Genomic DNA, 17,550 nt, shown 5'->3' on the forward strand with positions numbered 1-17,550 from the left:
TGCTGTTCTGGCTGAGCAGAAGTATTTTGCTTGCTCTCTATTAAATCAAGCTTATTTACATCAAGCGCAACATCTTGTGATTGAATAACGGTTGTTGGTGCTTCGCTTACATCCTCTTTTTGAGAAAAAGTCTGCTGCTTGAAAAAATAAAGTAATGCACTTGCAATAGCGACTAAAACTACTGTAAAAAACACTAACCAACTATAGATTTTCACCTGTTTTTGACGCGTTTCGATTTTTAACTCTTGCTGCTTATTTTCATTTTTCCAGGCCAATAGCAATTGCGGGTTACCATGGCAAGCAGCTAAAAAAGCACCGAAAATTGGCTCATCTTCATAAGGCAAATCTTTAAAGTACATTCTCATTAAAGACAAACTTTCACTTTGATTTAATGGCTCTAAGTGAATATTGATAGCATCGAGCACAGGCAACTGCCGAGTAGCAGTTAATAAGATTCGTATTTTACCTTGATAAAGCTCGGTTAGTTGATATAGCTCATTGGCAAACTCATCACTGACAAAATGGGCATCATCAATTACGATTAACAGTGGCTCAAGTATGCCTTTAGATAATATTGCAAAGTTATCCTGAATATTTAAATCATAATCGATTAAAGGGGTTGAAAAGCTTTGCTCTAAAATTTGCCCAAGTAGATGACGATCTTGGGCACTGCGAGAAGCCTGTATATATGCTTTATTATGCTCTGGGAATTTTTCTGAGATAAATGTTTCAGCAAGATAACTCTTGCCTAACCCTACCTCAGAAATTAGACATATGAAATTATTACCATAAGCAAACTGCAATTCGATTCTATCGACTAATGCCTGCCTACTTGGCAATATTTTAGTTTGCATGCAGTTTAAATAACTCTTCTAATTCTTGTTGTGTCACATCATCAACAAGTTCACATGCACCGAAAGATGTTGGAATGATAAAACGGATCACACCTTGTTTATTCTTCTTATCTTTAACCATGTGTTTTACAAAATCATCGCACGACATAGTTACAGGTGCTTTAACTGGTAAATTGAAGTCTGCTAGTAGAGTAATAATTCGTTGTAACTCTTGCTCTGACAGATAGCCGCGCAAAAACGCTAATTGTGACGCTAACACCATTCCTGTTGCAACGGCTTCACCATGAAGCCAGTTACCGTATCCCATTTCAGCTTCAATTGCATGGCCGAAAGTGTGCCCAAGATTTAATAAAGCTCTTAATCCCGACTCTTTCTCATCTTGCGCAACAATTTCAGCTTTAATTTCACAGCATCGATAAATAATTTTACTAAGCGCTTCTGTATGATGCTCTTTTATAGCAGTTGAGTTATCTTCAATAAACTTAAAGAAGTCAGCATCGTAAATTAAGCCATATTTGATTACTTCAGCAATACCAGCTGCAAACTCTCTATCTGGTAAGGTGCTAAGGGTATTATTGTCGATATAAACCGCTTTAGGTTGGTAAAAAGCACCAATCATATTTTTACCAAGGGGATGATTAACCGCTGTTTTACCGCCCACTGATGAATCTACTTGCGAAAGTAATGTTGTCGGTACCTGAATAAAATCAACACCACGTTGATAACACGCAGCTACAAAGCCTGTTAAATCCCCGATTACACCACCACCAAGCGCCACAAGGCAGGTATCGCGGCCGCAGTTATGCTCTAACAAAAAGCGATTTATAAATTCAAAATACTCGAGCGATTTAAATTGCTCACCATCTGGGATAACACAAGACAGAAAGGAATCTGTTGGTAATTGAGCTGTGAACTTATCTAAGTAGATAGGAGCGATTGTTTCATTGGAAACAATCACCACTTTTTTGCCAGCCAAAATTTCAGATAAATTTGGACTGTCAGTAAGATTGTTTTGTGAAATATAAATTGGGTAGCTGCGCTCACCCAAATTAACTGATAATTCAAGCATGCGCATCCCCTTTTATATTTAGAAATTTATCTTTTCGATAATTTGATTGGCAACAACTTTTGCACTTTGTTCATCGGTACGAACAACGAAGTCAGAAACTTCAACGTAAAGTGGATTACGTTCGTCAGCTAAACGAACTAACACATCTTTAGGTGGCTCTTCCGTTTGCAATAACGGACGTTTCTTGTCACGTTGAGTACGCGCTAATTGCTTTTCGATCGGAGTTTCTAAATAAACAACGATACCACGTGCAGAAAGTTTATTACGTACATCTTTACTAATAATAGAGCCACCGCCTGTTGCTAGTACGATCCCTTGCTTTTCTGTTAAATCAGAAATAACAGACTCTTCTCTGCGACGAAACCCTTCTTCACCTTCAATATCAAACACCCAAGCGATATCCGCACCAGTGCGACGCTCGATTTCTTGGTCTGAGTCAAAAAACTCTAAATGAAGTTGGTCTGCAAGGTGACGACCAATAGTGCTTTTACCTGCGCCCATTGGGCCCACTAGAAATATATTACGTTTTTCAGCCATATCTTTTAGTACAAACGAACTCTAAAATTGAAAAAAACCCCGCTTATTAGCTGGTCCCCAAAAGTAAGGCGGAGATTATCTCAACAAATAGGCAAGGTTTTCAAGTGTTATACAATAAAAAGGGCTATTCAGCCCTTTTTAGCTACAAAGATTCATTAAGAATTTTCGGAGTTACGAAAATAAGTAACTCTTTTTTCTCATTAAATTCACTATTAGATTGGAACAGGTAACCAAGGTAAGGAATATCACCTAACAGAGGTACTTTTTTCGTGCTGCTCACAATCTGCTGCTGGTAGATACCACCAAGCACTACTGTCTGGCCATTATCAACTAATACTTGAGTACGAATCTTCTGAGTATCAATTGCTACCGCAGGTCCAGTTGGTGTTTGTACTGTATCTCCACGCGTATCCTGAGTGATAACAAGGTCTAAAATAATCTTGTCATCAGGAGTAATTTGTGGCGTTACTTCCAAGCTTAATACTGCTTTCTTAAATTCAACCGTAGTTGCACCACTTGATGCAGCTTGAACATAAGGAATTTCAGTACCTTGCTCAATACGAGCAAGTTTTTGGTTTGCAGTAGTAATACTTGGACTTGCGATAATTTCAGCTTTGTTTTCTTGTTCAAGCGCAGATAACTCAAGGTCAATTAGCGTGCCATCAGCAAGTTTGGCCACATGAATACCAATACTACCTGCTGGGTTTGCAATCGGTAAATTAACATTTAAACGATCGCTAAGCGCTGGAATAATGCCATTTGCGATATTGTTAGCACCTTCTAAGGTACCTGAAACACCATCTGAGTTCTGTTGATCACTAAAGCCCCAACGAATACCTAAATCTTCTTGAACATTGTCACGAACAGTAACCATGCGAGATTCAATTTTCACCTGCTTAACCGGAATATCAAGGTTCTCAATCATACGACGAACACTTTCAATACTTACAGCTGTATCTTTAATAAGTAATGTATTGGTACGCTCATCCACCGATACTGAACCACGGCTTGATAAAATACTGTTACCTTCAAACTTTAATAGTTCTGAGAAGTCTTTCGCTTTTGCGTAGTTTAGCTGAATGTACTCGCTATATAGAGGTTCAAGTTCAGCAACTTTTTGTTTAACTTCTAGCTCTCGAGCTTCACGCGATGCTAATTCTTCTGTCGGTGCAACCATCAGAATAGAACCATCCATACGCTTATCTAGGCCTTTCATACGTAGCACAACATCTAGCGCTTGGTCCCATGGAACACCATCTAAACGAAGTGTAATGTTACCTTCAACTGAGTCACTTGTTACTAAGTTGAAGTTATTGTACTGGGCAATAATTTGCAGTACCTGACGAATAGAAATATCTTGGAAGTTAAGTGACATAGGTTTACCTTGGTAGTCTTTACCGTCACCTAGGAAACTGCGCTTAGATTCATCTTTTTCAACTGTTAACGTGAAGATATTATCAAGTTGCTGATAGTTATAATCAAAACCTGTTGTAGTATCGATAACTATACGGCTGTTGATGCCATCTTTAAAGGTTTCAACAGTGCTTACTACCGTACCAAAATCCATAACATCTAACTGATACAATAAATCATCAAGAATATCGGTGTTGTGGAATTCAGCAACAATTTTGCCAGCTTTTTCACTAACGTCGATTGCAGCCATGTTTTCTTGTAAGAAAATCATCACTCGCGCTTCACCGCTTTCACCACGACGAAAATCAATAGCTTGGATTTTGTTAATATAACTAGAGCTGTCTTCTACTGCTGATGTTTCAGCAACATCTTGCGTTGGGTTATCACTCACATGTAAATAGAATAAGTTTTTATCTACACGTGTTTGATAAATTTTAAGATAGTCTAAGAAAACAGTAACTTTAAAGCCGTCATTTTCAAAAGCATGGGTAACACGTTTAACACCTGCTTTATTAATTAACACTTCAGTTAGATTTTCTTCAAAGTCAGCTTCATCGAAAAATAATTCAATACGAGCAGGCTCAGAAAATACCTGAATTTTAGGTTCAATATAAATCTCTTCGTCAAATACGAATTCGATTTCCGTTTCACCATCGAGTAATGGGTTGTAGCGCACATCATATAGCAGCGGGACAGCAGATGCCCCAAATGAAAGCACCAATAAACCGGCTGTCAGTAAAGTTGTAAAACCTTTACGGAGTAGACCTACTGCTGATCGCATATTATTAAACCCTTTATTATTAACTTGACGCATTGCTACCTGCCTCCACGATTTCCACTTTCGTCAGGCGTTCTTTCCAACATCCTGCACCATCAGGTATTAACTCTAATAACTCAATAAAGCCATTTTGAACCTGAGTTACTTTGCCATTAAACAAACCCATTCGGCCACCAATACCAACTTCATGCAACGAGTTATCAGGTGCTGTTATCAGCGCTAATAACTCTGTTGTTGAGCCGATCGTTCCACGCATTTGTAAATTCTCAAGCGGGAAACGCTCTAAAGCTTCTTTACGTCTTCTTGGATCTGGGTGTAAGCAGTTTTGAACCTGCAATAATCGATCCTGAATAACTTCTGGCTTAGGCGCTACAAATGGGCTTCGCTTTTCACTGGCTGTGTAAGCAAAGTGGTTAAACTTCTTTATTTCAGGAATTGGCTCAACATTATTATTAGTATTAGCACGCACCTGATTAATAAACTCTTGTTGCTCTGTTAAATCATCAAAGCAGCCGCTAAGAATAAGAGGTAATGCTAAAATTGCTAATTTTTTCATTCACGCTCTCCTTCATAACGGTATGTTTTAGCAACAACGCTAAATTCTAGTTGCTCTTGTTTATCACCGCCTGTAATTGTGAAGTCATGTAAGCTGATAATACGAGGTAACTCAGCAACTTTACTCACAAACTCACCGAAGTCGTGGTAACTACCAACAACTTCAATTTTAATCGGCAATTCTGTGTAGAACTCTTTTTCAATCTCTGGCATCCACTCAACTTTATGGAATGTTAAGCCACTTGAAGTACCAATGTATGATAAATCTTCGATAAGACCAGGTGTTTCACTAGAGGTAGGAAGACGCTTCAATAGCTGCGCAAACTTTTCTTCCATCTCAACCATTTGCTGACGATAGATCTCTAGCTTACTTGCCACATCGTATTTTTGACGATAAGTGGTACGTAACTCTTGTTCTTTTTGCTGCGCTTGTTCATAGGCTTCAATTTCACTCGAAACCATCATTGAGTATGTGAAAAATGCAACTAAACCAGCAGCGATAATACATACAATGATTTTGACCGCTAAAGGCCAACTTCCTATATTTTCAAGATCTAATTCGTCTAATTCGATTTCATTTAGCGATTTTAAATCAATATTCATTTTTGAGCCTCGCTAATTTCCTCGTAAGGCTTCACTCTGAACCTTAGGTTAAAATCATTAAGTAGACGAAGCTCTTGATCCCCAGCTTCAATTACTTGCATTACAGCATCTTCGAATAGATATGATTCTTCTAGCTTACGTAACATAGCTGAAACGCGGTTGTGAGATTCACTTTTACCTACGATTTGTAGCGCTCTGTCACGACGTTCTAAGCTTGTTAAGTAAACACCCGAAGGAACAACAAGTGCAACTTCATCCATGATTTGTGTACCAAGGTTACGGTTACTTTGAAGTTCTTCGATTAAGCGCATACGTTGTTGAAGGCTTGCTTTACGCTTATCTAGTTCACGAATATCTTTGATTCGCTGATCGAGTAAAGCGATTTCTGATGTTAAAAAATTATTACGTACATTTTGGCCATCTTTTAAGGCGCCATAAAACATACTTAAACCAAACATACTACCAAATGACATGATCACGACCAGTAGCAAGATAGTTACAAACTGTTTTTGTGCCTCTTTGCGCGACGCTTCACGCCACGCCAGGAGATTTATATGTGGCATGGTGAAAAACTCCTTAGTGCTAAGCCTGTTGCAACTGCTAGCTGGGCTTGATGTTTTTCTAAGGATTCACGATCTACACCTGGTGCTAACTCCATTTTCTCAAAAGGGTTCATAATCACAGAGTGAATACCAAGTTCATCGATAAGTAACTTATCTAAACCTGAAATTAACGAAGTACCGCCCGAAAGGACAATATAATCAACTTGATCTTTACCACTTGTTGTTAAGAACATTTGAATTGCACGACGAACTTGCTGTAAGAATGACGTTTGGAACGGTGCTAATACTTCAAACGTATAGTTTGGAGGTAAATCACCCGATGTTTTCGCTAATTCGGCTTCATCAAAGCTTTTGTTGTAATACGACACAATACTGTGAGTATATTGCTCACCACCAAACACTTGGTCACGGGTATAAAGCGTCTCCCCGTTTTGAGCAACACTAATAAGCGTCATCGTCGCACCGACATCAATAAACGCAACTATTTTATTAGCTGCATCTTCTGGCAGTAAATCGTAGCAGAGGTCGATATTACGACTTAGCGCATATGCTTCCACATCAACTACTTTTGGTGTAAATCCACCTGATTCAACTGCACCTGCACGAGCTTCAACGCTTTCAGTACGCGCAGCAGAAAGTAATACATTTACTTTTGAAGGATCAGCATCATTGACGTCTAGCTTTTCAAAATCCAGACTGACTTCATCTAATGGATATGGAATTAAGCTATCCGCTTCAATTTCAATTTGCGATTCTAATTCAGCATCCGTTAAGGCAACATCCATAAAGATAACCTTAGTGATAACTGCTTGACCAGATACCGCGGTTGCCGCTTCCGTAATATTCTTGGGGAGTTTTTTACGGATTTTGTTAATAACACGACCAACAGCTTCAATATCTTGAATGGTCCTTTCTGCCATTGCCCCTTTAGGCATTGGCTCAACAGCGAACGCTTCTAGTCGGTAATGAGTTTCTTTTTGGCTTAGCAACACCGCTTTAACGGAATGTGAACCAATATCAATACCAACCATCAATGGCTGTGGTTTTTTAAACAGTTGACCTATCATAAACCTAACGCTAATCCTTTTTTTTATAATTATAATAACTTTATAAAATCTAGCGAAAAAATTTTATTCAAAAATTAATCAGGATATACTACCAGTGTTATCTTGTAATTGGGAGTCCATTCTCGGGAATTTTCTGTGGCTTTTATAAAAAACTTTTTACGTTTTATTATCATATGTACCATTCTTGGTACTTTTGCAGTAGTTATCCTTTACTTTTATGTAAAGCCCGAGCTACCCAGCGTTGCCGTTTTAAAAGATGTGCAACTTCAAACACCTATGCAAGTATTTACCAAAGATGGACGATTAATCAACCAATTTGGTGAAAAAAAGCGTATTCCGGTTACGATAGATCAAATTCCTGAAGACTTTATCCATGCGATTTTAGCAACAGAAGATAATCGTTTTTACGAACATCCGGGTATCGACCCTATTGGTATTATCCGCTCTGCAATAGTGTTAATCACTACCGGACAAAAGAAGCAAGGTGCTAGTACCATCACCATGCAGACTGCACGTAACTTCTTCTTAACTCGTGAAAAAGCTTACATGCGCAAGATAAAAGAAATTTTTATCGCTCTGCACATCGAAAGCCTAATGACAAAGGATGAGATCCTTGCCCTTTACCTTAACAAAATTGAGCTTGGTCACAGAGCCTTCGGGATTGGCGCTGCTGCTCAAGTATACTACGGCAAAGATTTAAACGAATTGAGTCTGCCGCAATTAGCTATGATTGCAGGCTTACCAAAAGCCCCTTCAACATTAAACCCAATTAGCAACCCTGAACGCGCAAAACATCGTCGCAATGTGGTTCTATCACGAATGTTGGTTGAAGGTTATATAAACCAAGCGCAATTTGATGAGGCTAGTAAAGCGCCAATTACTGCAAAGAAGCATGGTGCTGAAATCGAGTTTTCTTCACCTTATATATCAGAAATGATCCGTGCTGATATGGTTGCTCGTTTTGGTTTAGAAGGAGCTTATAATACTGGTTACAAAGTTTACGCGACTATAAATTCTCGCAATCAAGCTGCTGCTCAAAAAGCACTTATGGACAATATCCATAATTATGACCATCGTCATGGCTTTCGAGGTGTCAAAATTTATCTGTGGAATTCAGAAACAGATGCACCATGGCAACGAAAAGAAATCTTATCCTATCTTGAATCAGTTGATGAATTTGGTTACTTAAAAGCGGCAGTTGTTGAACAAATCGACGAGAAAAATGCCTATGCCGTATTAAAAGATGGCACTTCAATTACGATCAATTGGGATGGATTAAAGTGGGCTCGCCCTTATATTACGCAATCAAGACAAGGTAAAGCACCTTCAGTAACCTCTGATATTCTGCATCCTGGTGCGTTTGTATGGCTTCAGCAAGATAAAGTTGGTCAATATCAGCTATCACAAATACCTGATGTGAGTAGTGCCATTGTATCGCTTAACCCACAAAATGGTGCAATCGAAGCGCTAGTTGGAGGTTATAGTTTTAAACAATCACAATACAATCGGGTTACTCAGGCTAAACGCCAAGTTGGTTCGAATATTAAACCATTTCTTTATTCTGCTGCCATTGAACACGGTTATTCACTCGGTACAATTATTAATGATGCACCAATTAATAGCTGGAACTCAGCACAACGCATCGCATGGCGTCCTGAAAATAGCCCAGCTAATTATGATGGCCCAATTCGTGTCCGTCGAGCTTTAGCGCAATCTAAAAACGTTGTTGCTGTGCGACTGCTAAGAGGTATAGGTGCTCGTAACACGGTAGACCACTTACTTAAATTTGGTTTCTCGCCTGAAGATATCAAACCCCATGAAGCCCTATCGTTAGGTGCTGCATCCTTAACGCCATTGGAAGTTGCCCGTGGTATGGCTGCATTTGCAAATGGCGGGCATTTGATAGAACCTTATTTTATCGACCGTATTGAAGATGCAGAAGGTAATATCATTTATCAAGCGCAACCTCTAGTAGTATGTAACCAATGTACAGCTGAAGAAGTACGTGATAGTTATCATTACGCCCCGCGTATTATCAGCGAACAGAATGCGTTTTTAATTGCTGATGCGATGAAAACAGCAGTCTATGGTGAGCCAGGTTGGGTTGGCACAGGTTGGCGTGCAAAAGATTTAAAACGCAATGACTTGTCGGGTAAAACCGGTACAACAAACGATATCGTTGATACTTGGTTCTCTGGTTTTAATAGTCAAGTAATTACAACAACATGGGTTGGCTTTGACGATCCTGGTAAGCGTTTAGGCCGCGTTCAATATAATAACAATTTAACGAGAAATCAGTTCGCCGGCGGTGAATCAGGTGCTCGAACTGCACAGCCCGCTTGGATTGCTTATATGCGTGAAGCACTTAAAGGTATGCCAAGCTCGCCTATTGAACAGCCTGAAGGTTTAGTCTCTGTTCGTATTGACCGTAAATCTGGGCTACTAAGCAAAAAAACAGATAAGTCGACACGCTTTGAGTACTTTATTAAAGGTACAGCTCCGACTCAGTATATACAAGAAGAAGTACCAAATTTGTTTGACCCTTATGAGTCAAGCGACCTTGCTACAACTGATGAAGAGTTGTTCTAAAAACAAAAAAGCCGCTTTTGAAAGCGGCTTTTTACTATTACTTGCCTTTCTATTAATTACTCAGAAAGAGCCGCTTTTGAAAGCGGCTTTTTACTATTACTTGCCTTTCTATTAATTACTCAGAAAGTTTGTGGCATAGCCAGTAAAGATCTGAGTGCACACCCGCTGCAGTAACTTCTCGTCCAGCACCAGGGCCTTGAATAATCAACGCATTATTTTCATACCACACACTGTTTATAACAAAAATGTTATCACCTGGGGTAAGTGTCGCAACAGCTGCATTTGGCGCAACCGCTTTTAAACCTACTTTTGCGGTAATGGGTGTTGTGGTTGTATCTAGCTCGGCCACATACCTAAGTGTTTTGCCTTCGTTGTCAGCTTTTACAGCTAGCTCTTCAACAAATTTATCAAGTAACTCTCGTTTTGCTAACGCATCTTGCCACGAACCATTTGCAAGCTCTTGTGGCATCCAAGCCGACAATTCAATGTCGTCTAATTCAAGAGATAAACCAAGCTCACGAGCAAGAATTAACAGCTTACGCTGAACATCGCGTCCTGATAAATCCTCACGCGGATCTGGTTCGGTAAAGCCTAGTTCCCTTGCCTGCTCAACAAGCTCCGAGAACTTTTTATCAAGCGAATAATTAGCCCCTAACCACGATAACGTGCCAGAGAAAACACCACTAATTTTAGTGATCTTGTCACCTGAGTTTTGTAAATCTTTAAGTGCAAAGTTAATTGGTAGACCCGCACCAACACTAGTGTTATAACGCCATAGTAAGTTCTTTTCAGTTTGCAGACGGCGCAAGTTTTCATACCAATTAATCTCAGCAGTACCGGCATATTTGTTGGCAGAAATAATATGACAATCATGCAGTGCAAACTCAGGGTAAAGCAAACTAAATTGTTCACTCGCAGTGATATCAATTACCACTTTATGGCCGTAATCAAGCTCTTTAATAAATTCAATAAGTTGCTTTGCGCTTGTCGCTTTAGCATTTTCTGCAAAATGCGTACTGACGTTTTCTAAGGCAATTCCGTGCCCATTTAACCAACTTGAATTCGAACGTAGTAAGCCTACTAATTTTACAGGTAGTAAAGTATTCAAGCGTTCAAGCTGAGTACTAAGTTGAGATAAAAACACCTCTCCCACATTACCAATACCGGCAACAATTACTGCTAACTCTTGTTTTGCAGTGATCAATTCATCATGCAGCAGCGATAAAGTATCGCTTTCAAGTAGTTGATCACCTAATAGAATAGCAAATCCGTTTTGGCTCCATGCACCGCGCAGTGTCATACTTTGTTTTTCTAGTAACTGCCTAGCGCTTTGTAGAAGTTGAGTTTCACTACCTGGCTCACTTACGATAGCAACCCCAGATACATTAGACTCAATTAATACTGCATCTTGTTGGTAAAACGCTGCAACTTGTTCGCCAAACTGACTTGGTACAAGCAGTAATGTATTGCCATCAACTTCTAACGGTTGCAATGGATGTTGTAGCAAAATGCTCAACTCTCTAATGCTGTCTTTATTGCTATTGGTGATTTGAAAAACGTCTGAACTGGCGAGCGTAGTAATAAAACGCTTTGCTTTAGCTTGCTCATTGGCAACAACTTTTGTGCCATCGCTATGGCTATCGTAACTGCTGCGCACCACCAATTTGATATCGCTGTCTTTTAATGGCGTAAGTGTTTTAGCATGCAGTACAGGATTACCCAAACGCGCAAGTAACTGCGCTTGCTGTTGGCTAATCTTGTTATACTTAACCGCTTTTTCGACTTTACGTGGGTCGGTACTGTAAACACCTTGTGTGTCAGTCCAAATAGTTACACTATCCGCGCTTAAGTATTTACCAAGCAAAGTAGCACTATAATCACTACCATTACGGCCAAGTGTTACGGTATTACCTGCTTCATCGCTTGCGATAAAGCCTGTCACTACACTTAATTGGTCACTCTTAAGCGCCTTACAGCGGGCGGTATTTTCTTGATGCTTAAGATTATTTTGTGAAACGACAAATAAATCTCTGCTGTCATAGTGACTGGCAGCAATGCCAATTTTATTTAAATAATGTGCAAGTAAACGGGCAGACCATAACTCACCATGTGCTAATAACCACGCTTGATCTAATTCAGCACAGCCTGCACGTTGTGAAATTGCATTTATATCGTCAATTAAGTGAGCATACACTTCACTTTTGTCACCTAGCAGTTCAGCAATAAGTGCACACTGATGATCTTTCAATAATGCAATCACCTCGCCAACACCTTTGTGGTCTTGATTGTGGTAACTCGACCACAAACGCACTAAGGTATCGGTTGTTTTGCCTGAGGCAGAAACCACCACCGCATCGCCACCGCTTAATTGCTGGCAAATATTTGCAACTGCATGGTAGCGTTTTGCACTGCTTAGGCTTGAACCACCAAATTTATAAACTTGTTTTGTCATTTAACTTATCACCACAATGCAGGTCGTGCAGCACAGCACTGGTTTTGTGTTTCGCCACCAGCAACTGAGTTTTTGTTAATTGTTTTTGAAAATGCTTGCTCAAGATCAGCAATTAAATCTTCAACATCTTCTATACCTACAGAAATACGAATCAAAGTATCGTTAACACCTGCTTTTAAACGCGCTTCTGGCGCCATGCCTGCGTGTGTCATGGTTGCAGGATGACAAATTAAGCTTTCTACGCCGCCAAGTGATTCAGCTAAGCTGAACTGCTCAACACTGGTTAAAAACTTCGCCGTATCTTCAATCGTACCTTTGATACTAAAGCTCACCATACCGCCAAACCCTTTTTGCTGAGCTTTCGCTAATTCATGTTGAGGGTGACTTTCAAGGCCTGGGTAGTAAACTTTTTCGACATGCTCACAGGTTTCTAAATAGCGTGCGATAGCAAACGCATTTTCTTGGTGCTGTTTAATACGCACATTTAAAGTACGAATACCACGGAGCGTTAAATACGCATCAAAAGGAGCACCTGTAATACCAATGTTATTTGCCCACCAAGCAAGCTCTTCACCTAATTCAGCTGTACGTGTAATCACAACCCCCCCTACAACATCTGAGTGGCCGTTGATGTATTTTGTAGTTGAGTGGATCACAATATCTACACCAAACGAAATTGGATTTTGTAATGCAGGTGATAAAAACGTGTTGTCTGCGCCAACAAGCGCGCCAACAGAATGAGCAACATCTACAACTTTGACAATGTCGGTTAAACGTAAAACAGGGTTGCTCGGTGTTTCAATCCACACAAGCTTAGGTTTAATGGCTTTAATCTGCTCATAGCAAGACGCTTGAGTAAAGTCGACCACAGCTACTTTTAATAAGCCACGTTTTTCAAGGCTAGTAAATAAACGGTAACTACCGCCGTAACAATCATGTGGAATTAAAATGGTATCTTCTGGCGTTAAAATTTGTGTGCATAAGTGAACAGCAGCCATACCTGTAGCTGTAACAATCCCTTTTTCGCCGCCTTCTAACTTAGCTAATGTATCCGCTAAAATATCACGATTTGGATTACCACTGCGGCCGTAATCGTAATCACGTTTTTTATCAAAATCAGCGAACTCATAGGTTGTCGATAAATATAACGGTGGTACAACTGCACCGTGAAGTTTATCCGCTGTAATGCCATTGCGAACAGCAAGGGTTGTTTGTTTACTTTGCTTCATAACTTTGCCACTTAGATGTTTAGACGTCTAAAAGGTTAAACCACTAAACAATGGAAGTCAAAACTTTTACACGTCTATATAGCCAAACAAATGATATTTGACTATATATTTTAAAACGATAAAATTTTGCCTCTTACTTACAGGCTATCGTCAAAATTAAATCGTAACAGATATAGGCTAGTACATTTTATGGCAACTAAATGGAACGGTGAATATATTCACCCATATGCAGAACACGGTAAAAAATCAGAACAAGTAAAAAAGATTACCGTATCTATCCCACTTAACGTATTGAAAGTACTGACAGACGAGCGTACTCGTAGACAAGTAAATAACTTACGTCATGCAACCAATAGTGAATTACTATGTGAAGCGTTTTTGCATGCGTTTACAGGACAGCCATTGCCTGATGATGAAGATTTAAGAAAAGATAATCCTGAGCACATTCCGCAAAGGGTTAAAGAAATTCTCGCAGAACGCGGTTTACCGCTTCCTGAATTAGAAGATGAATAAAAAAAACCTCAGCAATCGCTGAGGTTTTTCTTTTATTGCTTAATTAAAGCATATAGTTCTCTGGCATTTCAATTTGCGCTACGCCCGATGCAACAGCTGCTTCTGCAACCGCACGTGCTACACGTGGTAATAAACGTGGATCCATTGGCTTAGGAATAATGTAGTCTTTGCCAAACTCAAGGTTTGATTCGCCCGACGCAGCCAACACTTCTTCAGGCACTGGCTCCTTCGCAATTTCGCGAATAGCATTTACCGCTGCAATTTTCATTTCATCATTAATTGCTGTTGCACGCACATCAAGCGCACCGCGGAAAATAAATGGGAAACACAACACATTATTAACTTGGTTAGGGTAATCTGAACGACCTGTTGCCATAATTAAATCATTGCGCGCTGCATTCGCCACTTCTGGCTTAATTTCAGGATCAGGGTTAGAGCATGCAAATACAACAGGCTTATCTGCCATTAATTTTAGATCTTCTGGAGCCAATAAGTCAGGTCCAGAAACACCCACAAATACATCCGCTTCTTCAATTACATCTTGTAATGTACGTTTATCGGTATTGTTGGCAAATAACATCTTGTATTCATTTAAGTCATCACGACGTGTATGAATAACCCCCTTCCTATCAAGCATATAAATGTGCTCACGCTGTGCACCACATTTAATAAGCAGTTCCATGCACGCAATCGCAGCTGCACCTGCACCTAAACACACAATAAGTGCATCTTTAAGCTTTTTACCTTGGATCTCTAACGCATTTAACATACCTGCTGCTGTTACAATCGCGGTACCATGTTGGTCATCATGAAATACTGGCACACTACAACGTTCAATAAGCGCGTTTAATATCTTCCAGGTTAATACCACCAAAAGTATCTGCAATATTTTCTACAGTATTAATAAAGTCTTCTGTGGTGCGGTGTTTAACTTCAATATCAATTGAATCTAAACCTGCAAAACGCTTAAATAAAAGTGCTTTACCTTCCATTACAGGTTTTGACGCCAGCGGCCCTAAATTACCTAAACCTAAAATAGCAGTACCATTTGAGATAACAGCGACCATATTGCCTTTTGCAGTATATTTATAGGCATTATTCGGATCTGCAGCAATTTCACGAACAGGTTCAGCAACACCAGGACTATAAGCTAATGCTAGGTCATTAACAGTCTCAGCAGGTTTTGTTAGTTCAATGCTAATTTTTCCGGGAACGGGTTCAGAATGGTATTGTAGCGCTTTTTCTCTTATGTCAGACATGCGTGCCTTATCCTACGATGTTAAAAGTGAGAGATACTGGTTTAATAGTACGGCATTTAGAGTAAATAGAAGTTAAATGCGGTTATGTATTAACCTAAGACCATAGTTTAATTTACAACCATGAGCTCTAGATATTTTCTGCTAAATCATTACCAGATTGAAGTTAATTCAGATCCGACCAGATTTAGCGCACGCCTCTTTTTACACTCGACGAGTACTATTTTGCCAACAGATAGTAAAAATAATGACTATTGAAACCATCTATAATCCAGTATATAGCCATCTATTTAGAATAAAAAGACATAGAAAAAGCATTTAAGATGACAAAAATTCATATTAAATTTCAGACACAAAAAAAGCACCCGTAGGTGCTTCCTTAATAAGAACAAAAATATTCTTATTTTTTGCTTGATAAAGCGCCGAAACGCTTGTTGAAGCGATCAACACGACCACCTGTATCAAGCACTTTTTGCTTACCAGTGTAGAACGGGTGACACTCTGAACAAACATCTAAGTGGATGTCTTTACAAAGAGTTGAACGCGTTACAAATTTGTTACCACATGAACAAGTAGCATTGATTGCTTCGTACTTAGGGTGGATACCTTCTTTCATAGTGAACCTCTAATTAGGCCGTATCGCTCTCCAAACCCGAAGTCTGGCACCATACGTTGTTAAACAAAAAATATATAGGGCGCGAATTCTAGCCAACAAACATCGCAATAGCAAGATCTTTAACCATCTCAATATAAATTAAGTTAAACACTAGCCGAGAAAAGTTTGCCGTGATTTAATTTCAAAAAATCTCCCTTAAATTGAAAGCCTAATTACCATGCATCTAGTTGCCGAAGTTGCGTTAAATGTTCCGCTATATCGCAATTTTGATTATCTCATCGAACCTCATATTCAACCAAATATTAGCGTAGGTTGCCGTGTTGCCGTGCAATTTGGCCGCCAGCAACTTATAGGCATCGTAATTAAGCTCAAATCACATAGCGAATTTATGGCAAAGCTAAAGCCTATTTCGCGCTTGATAGATAACCAACCAATTATTGATAACCACCTAATTAGTTTGGTGGAGTTTGCTAGCCATTATTATCAAAACCCGCTTGGTGAAAGCTACCAAGTTGCACTGCCAAATTTACTTAATAAAGGCGAAGACTTAGATAAATCAGCCGTACCGATCATCAAACTTGTTGACGATACTGCAACTGTTACAGGTAAAAAACAACGTCAACTCATTGAGCACTTGGTCGATTCTGGTAGTACACCAGTAACCGAATTAAGCGCCCTAGGATTCAGTAGCAGTACCGTAAAATCCCTGCTTGAAAAGTCAATTATTGAGAAAACTGTAGAATACAATCGTGATTGGCAGTCAATGCCTCTAACAATTGGTAATAAGCCTAAACTAAACCGCGAACAGGCGGTAGCACTTGCAGCAATAAATCAGCAATCTGGTTACACATGCTACTTACTAGAGGGTGTTACAGGCAGTGGTAAAACCGAGGTGTACCTACAAGCATTAGAAAAACCACTTGAGCAAGGTAAACAAGCTTTAGTATTAGTGCCTGAAATTGGCTTAACTCCGCAAACGGTTAATCGCTTTCGCAGGCGTTTTCCAAACGTACCTATCATGCTTTGGCACTCTGCAATGACAGATCATGAGCGACTATCTACTTGGCGCGCAGCGCAAAATCAAAGTGCAGCAATTGTTATTGGTACACGCTCAAGTGTCTTTTTACCCTTTGCCCAGTTAGCAATGATCATCGTTGATGAAGAACATGACCTGTCGTTTAAACAACAAGATTCTCTGCGCTATCACGCCCGTGATCTAGCTTGTTTTCGTGCAGCCAAATTAGCAATTCCGCTTATTTTAGGCAGCGCAACGCCATCGCTCGAAAGCGTGCAAAATGCACTTAATAAAAAATACCAGCTTCTAACATTAACCGAGCGTGCCCAAACTCAAACAAATAATCACTACGTGTTACTTGATATGCGCGGGCAGCATCAACAGTCTGGTTTAGCACAAGCGACTCTCGAGTACATTAAAAAAGAACTTAACCGCGCCAAA

General features: G+C 39.6%; 14 protein-coding genes and 1 pseudogene. 3 read left to right on the plus strand and 12 right to left on the minus strand.

The genetic code is table 11. The features are described from left to right. The 8 genes from ON073_RS17550 to ON073_RS17585 all read right to left on the minus strand — a co-directional run. Positions 1–854, minus strand: an 854-nt coding sequence (locus ON073_RS17550) for an ATP-binding protein (protein ID WP_274763179.1), incomplete at its 3' end; no start/stop codon positions are given. Beyond that, a complete protein-coding gene (gene aroB, locus ON073_RS17555) occupies positions 844–1,923 on the minus strand; it encodes a 3-dehydroquinate synthase (RefSeq protein ID WP_274763180.1) in 1,080 nt (359 codons plus the stop codon). The genes ON073_RS17550 and aroB, both read right to left, overlap by 11 nt. Positions 1,924–1,941: 18 nt before the next feature. Next, complete coding sequence (gene aroK, locus ON073_RS17560; protein WP_274763181.1) at positions 1,942–2,460, minus strand: shikimate kinase AroK; 519 nt, start codon at positions 2,458–2,460, stop codon at positions 1,942–1,944. Between the two features lie 142 nt (positions 2,461–2,602). After that, entirely contained in the window at positions 2,603–4,687 is a 2,085-nt protein-coding gene (locus ON073_RS17565; protein WP_421974640.1) for a type IV pilus secretin PilQ, read from the minus strand. Then, on the minus strand, positions 4,674–5,207 hold the full coding sequence (locus ON073_RS17570; RefSeq protein ID WP_274763183.1) for a pilus assembly protein PilP: 534 nt from the start codon (positions 5,205–5,207) through the stop codon (positions 4,674–4,676). Before ON073_RS17570 ends, ON073_RS17565 begins: the two co-directional genes overlap by 14 nt. Next, the gene (locus ON073_RS17575; RefSeq protein ID WP_274763184.1) at positions 5,204–5,809 is read right to left on the minus strand and encodes a type 4a pilus biogenesis protein PilO; all 606 of its coding nucleotides are present in this window, start codon (positions 5,807–5,809) and stop codon (positions 5,204–5,206) included. Before ON073_RS17575 ends, ON073_RS17570 begins: the two co-directional genes overlap by 4 nt. Then, positions 5,806–6,372 carry a PilN domain-containing protein gene (locus ON073_RS17580; protein ID WP_274763185.1) on the minus strand — a complete coding sequence of 189 codons (567 nt, stop codon included), beginning with the start codon at positions 6,370–6,372 and terminating at the stop codon, positions 5,806–5,808. Before ON073_RS17580 ends, ON073_RS17575 begins: the two co-directional genes overlap by 4 nt. Next, positions 6,360–7,439: a pilus assembly protein PilM gene (locus ON073_RS17585; protein ID WP_274763186.1), complete on the minus strand. Its 1,080-nt coding sequence runs from the start codon at positions 7,437–7,439 to the stop codon at positions 6,360–6,362. The genes ON073_RS17580 and ON073_RS17585 overlap by 13 nt, the downstream gene beginning before the upstream one ends. Positions 7,440–7,574: 135 nt before the next feature. Between ON073_RS17585 and ON073_RS17590 the strand changes: the two genes are divergently transcribed. Beyond that, on the plus strand, positions 7,575–10,028 hold the full coding sequence (locus ON073_RS17590; protein ID WP_274763187.1) for a penicillin-binding protein 1A: 2,454 nt from the start codon (positions 7,575–7,577) through the stop codon (positions 10,026–10,028). Between the two features lie 115 nt (positions 10,029–10,143). Here the strand turns inward: ON073_RS17590 and metL are convergent, their stop codons facing one another. Together metL and metB are read right to left on the minus strand one after the other, a co-directional pair. After that, entirely contained in the window at positions 10,144–12,480 is a 2,337-nt protein-coding gene (gene metL, locus ON073_RS17595; RefSeq protein WP_274763188.1) for a bifunctional aspartate kinase/homoserine dehydrogenase II, read from the minus strand. A gap of 8 nt (positions 12,481–12,488) precedes the next feature. Then, a complete protein-coding gene (gene metB, locus ON073_RS17600) occupies positions 12,489–13,709 on the minus strand; it encodes a cystathionine gamma-synthase (protein WP_274763189.1) in 1,221 nt (406 codons plus the stop codon). Between the two features lie 189 nt (positions 13,710–13,898). Between metB and metJ the strand changes: the two genes are divergently transcribed. Continuing rightward, positions 13,899–14,222, plus strand: a complete 324-nt coding sequence (metJ, locus tag ON073_RS17605; protein WP_274763190.1) for a met regulon transcriptional regulator MetJ — start codon at positions 13,899–13,901, stop codon at positions 14,220–14,222. Between the two features lie 43 nt (positions 14,223–14,265). Here metJ and ON073_RS17610 read toward each other — a convergent pair. Further along, positions 14,266–15,481 (minus strand): annotated as a pseudogene (locus tag ON073_RS17610) (malic enzyme-like NAD(P)-binding protein). A 397-nt stretch (positions 15,482–15,878) separates the two neighbouring features. After that, a complete protein-coding gene (gene rpmE, locus ON073_RS17615; protein ID WP_038637802.1) occupies positions 15,879–16,094 on the minus strand; it encodes a 50S ribosomal protein L31 in 216 nt (71 codons plus the stop codon). 217 nt (positions 16,095–16,311) lie between these two features. On the opposite strand from rpmE, the gene priA reads away from it, so the two are divergent. Then, positions 16,312–17,550 (plus strand): replication restart helicase PriA (priA, locus tag ON073_RS17620; protein WP_274763192.1); only part of this gene is annotated, 1,239 nt, incomplete at its 3' end.

Source organism: Pseudoalteromonas sp. G4, assembly GCF_028875915.1.
Lineage (GTDB): Bacteria > Pseudomonadota > Gammaproteobacteria > Enterobacterales > Alteromonadaceae > Pseudoalteromonas.

Coding starts and splice junctions, on each gene's coding strand:
- rpmE (WP_038637802.1), bottom strand. CDS start 16,094: ATGAAAGAAGGTATCCACCCTAAGTACGAAGCAATCAATGCTACTTGT.
- ON073_RS17565 (WP_421974640.1), bottom strand. CDS start 4,687: ATGCGTCAAGTTAATAATAAAGGGTTTAATAATATGCGATCAGCAGTA.
- aroK (WP_274763181.1), bottom strand. CDS start 2,460: ATGGCTGAAAAACGTAATATATTTCTAGTGGGCCCAATGGGCGCAGGT.
- ON073_RS17575 (WP_274763184.1), bottom strand. CDS start 5,809: ATGAATATTGATTTAAAATCGCTAAATGAAATCGAATTAGACGAATTA.
- metB (WP_274763189.1), bottom strand. CDS start 13,709: ATGAAGCAAAGTAAACAAACAACCCTTGCTGTTCGCAATGGCATTACA.
- ON073_RS17580 (WP_274763185.1), bottom strand. CDS start 6,372: ATGCCACATATAAATCTCCTGGCGTGGCGTGAAGCGTCGCGCAAAGAG.
- metJ (WP_274763190.1), top strand. CDS start 13,899: ATGGCAACTAAATGGAACGGTGAATATATTCACCCATATGCAGAACAC.
- aroB (WP_274763180.1), bottom strand. CDS start 1,923: ATGCTTGAATTATCAGTTAATTTGGGTGAGCGCAGCTACCCAATTTAT.
- metL (WP_274763188.1), bottom strand. CDS start 12,480: ATGACAAAACAAGTTTATAAATTTGGTGGTTCAAGCCTAAGCAGTGCA.
- ON073_RS17585 (WP_274763186.1), bottom strand. CDS start 7,439: ATGATAGGTCAACTGTTTAAAAAACCACAGCCATTGATGGTTGGTATT.
- ON073_RS17570 (WP_274763183.1), bottom strand. CDS start 5,207: ATGAAAAAATTAGCAATTTTAGCATTACCTCTTATTCTTAGCGGCTGC.